Annotated in this window: 6 protein-coding genes and 1 other annotated feature; all 6 genes read left to right on the forward strand. The window is 28.6% G+C overall.

Going from position 1 to position 6499, the window contains the following annotated elements; translation table 11 throughout:
* The first annotated feature begins 12 nt into the window (after nucleotides 1-12).
* Nucleotides 13-699, forward strand: coding sequence for a hydrolase (locus KM800_RS13195; RefSeq protein ID WP_217813504.1), 687 nt, complete (start codon nucleotides 13-15; stop codon nucleotides 697-699).
* Between the two features lie 44 nt (nucleotides 700-743).
* Nucleotides 744-1535, forward strand: a complete 792-nt coding sequence (locus KM800_RS13200) for an EFR1 family ferrodoxin (protein ID WP_217813505.1) — start codon at nucleotides 744-746, stop codon at nucleotides 1533-1535.
* A 170-nt stretch (nucleotides 1536-1705) separates the two neighbouring features.
* Nucleotides 1706-1915: a binding site (T-box leader), on the forward strand.
* Nucleotides 1916-2007: 92 nt separating this feature from the next.
* A complete protein-coding gene (locus KM800_RS13205) occupies nucleotides 2008-3078 on the forward strand; it encodes a pyridoxal-phosphate-dependent aminotransferase family protein (RefSeq protein WP_217813506.1) in 1071 nt (356 codons plus the stop codon).
* A gap of 92 nt (nucleotides 3079-3170) precedes the next feature.
* On the forward strand, nucleotides 3171-4112 hold the full coding sequence (locus tag KM800_RS13210; protein ID WP_217813507.1) for a D-2-hydroxyacid dehydrogenase: 942 nt from the start codon (nucleotides 3171-3173) through the stop codon (nucleotides 4110-4112).
* Nucleotides 4113-4137: 25 nt separating this feature from the next.
* Complete coding sequence (locus KM800_RS13215) at nucleotides 4138-5385, forward strand: DUF1015 domain-containing protein (protein ID WP_217813508.1); 1248 nt, start codon at nucleotides 4138-4140, stop codon at nucleotides 5383-5385.
* Between the two features lie 159 nt (nucleotides 5386-5544).
* Nucleotides 5545-6495: a GNAT family N-acetyltransferase gene (locus KM800_RS13220; RefSeq protein ID WP_217813509.1), complete on the forward strand. Its 951-nt coding sequence runs from the start codon at nucleotides 5545-5547 to the stop codon at nucleotides 6493-6495.
* Nucleotides 6496-6499 lie beyond the last annotated feature (4 nt).

A 6499-nucleotide genomic window follows, 5' to 3' on the forward strand; every position in this document is an offset into this window, starting at 1 on the left:
GGGGGGTATATTATGAGTAGGTATATGCCAGAGATAAAGGGGATTTTAAAGAGACATAGTATTCAACTACCGGAAGCAATAAGAGAGGCCAGTGGAATTAGAATATTTGGCAAGAGATTAAAATCGTTTGTATTTAGTACAGATGTTGCTGTAATAAAGAATACCAATGCAGATGCTGTTATAGCAGTATATCCTTTTACTCCTCAGCCTCTTATAACACATGCTATAGTTTTAGCAGCTGATATTCCTGTATTTTGTGGTGTAGGAGGCGGATTTGCACCAGGAAGAAGAGTTGTCAATCTAGCATTAGATGCAGAATTTAAAGGCGTTATGGGTGTGGTTGTAAATAGTAATACATCCAATGAAGTTATAAAAGAAATAAGAGATACCATAGATATACCTATAATAGTCACCATAATTTCTGAATATGAAAGTGTAAAGGAAAGAATAGAAGCTGGTGCCACCATAATAAATGTGTCTGGAGCAGAAAACACAAATAAGATAATACAAAAAATAAGAAATGATTATCCTGATTTTCCTATAATAGCTACAGGAGGATTTTCAAATGAGAGTATAAGTAAAACTATAAAAGCTGGAGCAAATGCTATAACTTTTACTCCACCTACAGCTAGTGAAATTTTAAGTACTATTATGAGTAAATATAGGGATAAATATGAAAAAGAAAGATTTAAACGATAGATTTATTAAAAATAGATTAATGATGAGGATGCAGGGGAGTTAATATGAGAGGTGTTTTATACTACTTTAGTGGTACGGGAAATACCAAGTGGGTGGCAGATAAATTTAAAAGTAGTTTTTCAAATTATAATATAGATTTAAAATTAATAAATATAGAAGATAAAGAGCAGGTTAAAAATGAGTGTTTTAAAAAAAATGATTTTATAATTGTTGGATCACCTGTATATGCAGAATTTCCACCTAAAATTGTATGTAATTTTTTGGAGAAAATTAAATGTGAAAATAGACGTATAAAAGCAATAGTGTATTCTACACAAGCAGCAAAATCTTCTCCTGCCGCTCATTTTATGGCTCAGTGTCTTAAGAAAAAAGGATTTAAGATTATAATACAATCTAATATAAAAATGCCAAACAATTATTATTTTTCTATAGGGAAAAAACCTACTAAAGACAATATTGAATTATTACTTGCAAATGCTGAAAATAAAATTAAATTTATTTTCAAAAAATTTATTGATGATTCAGTTGTAGTTGAATCAAATTCTGAATTAAGACTTCACTTTAGCAAGTTTTTTTGTAAAATTTTCATAAGAAAACTCCCTAAATTGTCTAAAAATTTGACTTCTACTGATGAATGCGGTAAATGTGGAATATGTCTTATGAATTGTCCGCAAAATAATATAACTTTTGAGAACGGACATGCAATATTTCACAGTAAATGCATACTTTGTATGAGATGTATACATATCTGTCCTATAAATGCAATAAGGTATAAAAATAAAAAAATAGATCAAACTCAAAATAAAATTATAAATTCATTGAATTTAAATAAATAAAATATTCACTCTTAACCATTGAATTACATACTTATGTACTAAGATTAAAATTAAAATTTCATATAGTAAATAAAAAAAGTTTTAATTTAGGTATTGACATACGAAAATTGAAATTCTATAATAATTACAATCTCATAAATAAATTTTGAGATTAAATTTATAAAAGTTTATATTTTCCTGTGAAGAGAATAGTAACTTGAGTTAGGTTTTAGAGAGTCAGTGTATGGTGTAAACTGATACTTATACTTTAGTGAATCCGTCTTGGAGGTTTATTGCGATGAGTAATACGGTATTAGCCGTTAATTATACGAGAGGATTATATTATATAAAACCAATAATATAATCAAGAAGGGTGGCAACGCGAGTCAATCGTCCCTAAGTGGGGATGATTGACTCGCGTTATTTTTTTATATTAACTTTAGCAAATTATAACTTTAAATAAATAAAGTAATACAATTTTGGAGGGAAAGAAATGCATAAAAAATTATTTATTCCAGGACCAGTAGAAGTAAGAGAAGATGTGTTAGAAAAAATGGCTACACCTATGATAGGTCATAGAAGTAAAGAAGCTTCACAACTTCAAAGAGGAATTAGTGACAAATTAAGAAAATTATTTTATACAAATGAAGAAATACTTCTATCAACATCTTCGGGTACAGGACTTTTAGAAGGTGCAATAAGATGTAGCACAGTTAAACGAGCAGCTATTTTCTCAGTAGGAGCTTTTGGAAAGAGATGGTATCAGATTGCTGAAGCTAATAATGTGCCTGCCGATTTATTTGAAGAGGATTTTGGAAAAGCTGTAGATGTAGATAAAATAGATAAAGCATTAGCTACTGGTAAATACGATGTACTTTGTATAACTCATAACGAGACTTCAACAGGAGTTATGAATCCAGTTGAAGAAATATCAAAGATTTTAAAAAAATATCCAGAAGTAGTATGGTGTGTTGATACTGTTAGTTCTATGGCAGGTACAAAAATTGAGGTTGATAAGTTAGGAATAGATATATGTCTTACCTCCACTCAAAAAGCTATAGGACTTCCACCAGGAATGTCAATATGTTCTTTTTCCAAAAAAGCAGTTGAAAGAGCAAAAAAAGTTAAATTTAGAGGATATTATTTGGATCTTTTATCACTTTATAATTATATTCATAAAAAAGATTATCAATATCCTTCAACACCGTCATTATCCCATATGTTTGCCCTCGATTATCAGTTAGATAAAATTCTTGAAGAAGGACTTGAAAATAGATATAAAAGACATTTGGAGATGGCCGAATATGTGAGAGCGTGGGCAAGAAAGTATTTTGAATTATATTCGGATGAAAGATATTTATCAAATACAGTTACAAATATAAAAAATACTAGAAATATTGATATTGGAGAATTAAATAAAGAGTTGGGAAAACGTGGATTTCAAATATCAAATGGTTATGGAACATTAAAAGGTAAGGCTTTCAGAATAGCTCATATGGCTGATTTTACTCTTGATGATATAAAGGAACTTTTAAATAATATAAATGATATATTAAAATTATAGTACTAAGCGGTGAATAGAATTAGTAATTTATACATTAACAAGTTTGAATATTCTTAGTTTTTTAAATTATAAAAATTTGGAGGCATATTAAAATGACAAAGATATTAGTCAGTGATGGAATGGAAAAAGCAGCTATAGATAAATTGCAGAAAGATGGATTTGAGATTGTAGATAAACATTACAACGAAGAAGAATTAAAAGATCATATAAAAAATTTTGATGTAATAGTAGTAAGATCTGCCACTAAAATAAGAAAACCTCTTATAGATATTGCTAAAAATGGAAGATTAAAACTTATAATAAGAGGCGGTGTAGGACTTGATAATATAGATGTTGATTATGCAAGAGAAAATGGGATACAAGTTAATAATACACCAAATGCCAGCACTATATCAGTAGCGGAGATGACTTTAGCTCATATGCTTACTATATCAAGATATATAAATAATTCAAACATTACTATGAGAGCGGGAAAATGGGAAAAGAAAAAGTACAAGGGAGTTGAATTATTTGGAAAAACACTTGGACTTATAGGTTTTGGAAGAATAGCAAAAGAAGTTGCCAAAAGAGCAACTGCAATGGGAATGCAAGTAATATATTATGATAAACTAGGTGCTGCAAATGGATATAATGATTATAAATTTTATGAATTAAATGATCTATTGCAGAGAGCGGACTATGTATCAGTTCATATACCATTTGGAAAAGACAATAGAGCAGTTATTGGAAAAGAAGAACTTGCAATAATGAAAGATGGAGTTTATATAATAAACTGTGCAAGAGGTGGAGTAATAGATGAAAATGCACTTTTAGAAGCTCTTAACTCTGGAAAAGTAGCTGGTGCAGCACTGGATGTATTTTGTGGAGAGCCAAAACTGAATCAAGATCTTATAAATAATGAAAGAGTATCAGTAACACCACATATAGCTGGTTCTACAAAAGAAGCACAGGAAAGAATAGGAATGGAAATATTAAATATAGTTGAGGATTATTTTGATCATGCAAATAAAGAACTTGCAAATGCATATAAATAATATATTAAATTAGATGGAGGACAAAATGGCTGTTTTAAGAGCATTTAAAGCTATAAGACCAAGGATAGATTTAGCTGATCAAGTAGCTGCACTTCCTTATGATGTTATGAATAGTGATGAAGCAAGAGAGGAAGTAAAAGGTAATAAATATTCTTTTCTTCATGTAGACAAAGCTGAAATTGATTTAGATAAAAATATAGATCAATATGATGTTAAAGTATATGAAAAAGCAAAAGAAAATTTACAAAGAATGATTTCTGAAAATATATTAATGCAGGATAAAAAACCCTACTTATATATATATAGATTGACCATGAATGGAAAAAGCCAAACGGGCATAGTAGGATGTACATCTATTGACGATTATATTAATGATGTTATAAAGAAACATGAACACACTAGAGCGGATAAAGAAGCAGACAGGATAAATCATGTTGATTATTGTGATGCTAATACAGGACCTATTTTTATGACTTATAAATATAATGACAGTATTAATAATATAATAAAAAACTGGATAGAGAAAAAGCCTATATATAATTTTAAAGCTGAAGATGATGTTATTCACACAGTATGGATTATAGATGATGAAGATACTATATCACGCATATGCAATATATTTAAACAAGTAGATAATTTATATATAGCTGATGGTCATCACAGAGCCGCATCAGCTGTAAAAGTAGGAATTAAGCGTAGAAAAGAGAAAGAAAATTATTCTGGAGATGAAGAGTTCAACTTTTTTCTATCTGTAATTTTTCCAGACTGTGATTTAAGGATTATAGATTATAATAGGATAGTCAAGGATCTAAATGGTTTAACTGTACAAGAGTATATGGAAAGAGTAAATCAATATTTTAAAGTTACATTGTGTGAAAATGATGAAGCATATAAGCCATCCAGCAAACATACCTATGGAATGTATTTAGATGGAAAATGGTATAAACTTGATGCTAACTGTGATGACTATAAATCAGAAGATGTAGTTTCAAATTTAGATGTATCTATTCTTCAAAATAATTTCTTGGCTCCTGTTTTAGGTATAAAGGATCCAAGAAGTGATAGTAGAATTGATTTTGTTGGAGGAATAAGGGGACTTGAAGAATTAGAGAAAAATGTAGATAATGGAGAATATAAGGTAGCATTTTCCATGTATCCAGTTACATTAGATGAATTAATGAAAATTGCAGATGAAGGAAAAGTAATGCCTCCAAAATCTACATGGTTTGAGCCAAAATTAAGGAGCGGTTTATTTATTCATAAATTAAAATAGTTGTATAACAATTGGCAAGGGAGTTAGTTTCCTTGCCAATTGTTATAGGAATATTATGTAAAATAAGAAAAAGATTATCTAATTTATTTATGTTATACTATTAATGTAGTTAAATTTATATTTATATATTTTTGAAGTTATAGTTTAGGAGAGATATGCATGCTAAAACACCAGCTTGTAAACATTAATTTAGCCAGAGGCACTAATAGTGAATATATAATAAGGGATAATTTAGGAATAACTATAGGTAGAGTATTTATAACCGAATTTTCTAAAGAAAACAAATTTTGCACATTGAGAATAAAATTTTATAAGTATGGAGATTTAAGTTATAAACTTCTTGAAGATTCACTTCATATATTAATGAAACAAATTTTTAAAAACATGAATTTGAATAAGATAAATATAATAGCAGATGAAGATATAAATATTTCTGCATTTACTGATTTGGGTTTTGTGCTTGAAGGTATAATATCAGACAGCATAAAAGTGGATTCCAAGTATAAAAATGAAATATTATTTGGACTTCAGATAGATAGATTTAAAAATATAAGTATAAATAAAGGACTTCATATAAAAGGTGATAAAATAGATCTCTCAATATTAACTCCTAAAAATGCCGAAGAAGTACTTGACTATTATATAAGAAATAAGAAATATCTTAGTAAATTCGAGCCTGATCGTGAAAATAAGTTTTATACACTGGAAATGCAGAAGAAAAATTTAATGGATAGTTATAGAGACTTTCTTGGCGGTAGAAGTGTTAATTTTGGAATATATAAAAATAAAAAATTTATAGGTAAAATACAGATATCAAATATAATTATAGGGGTTTTTAAAAGTGCTTTTGTAGGATATTCCATAGATGAAAATCATCAGGGAAATGGATATATGAAAGAAGCGTTGAAATTAACAGTTGAATATGCTTTTAATGAAATAAAGTTACATAGATTAGAAGCTTCAACATTAGTAGACAATACAAGATCTCAAAGTGTACTTAGAAGCTGTGGGTTTGAAAAAATTGGGACAAACAAAGAGTATCTATTTATAAATGGAAAGTGGAGGGATCATATAACCTTTTATAAGGTCAAACTTCAATTCGTAATTTGAATAT

It is taken from the genome of Clostridium tyrobutyricum, assembly GCF_019144085.1.
GTDB classification, from domain to species: Bacteria; Bacillota; Clostridia; order Clostridiales; family Clostridiaceae; genus Clostridium_B; species Clostridium_B tyrobutyricum_A.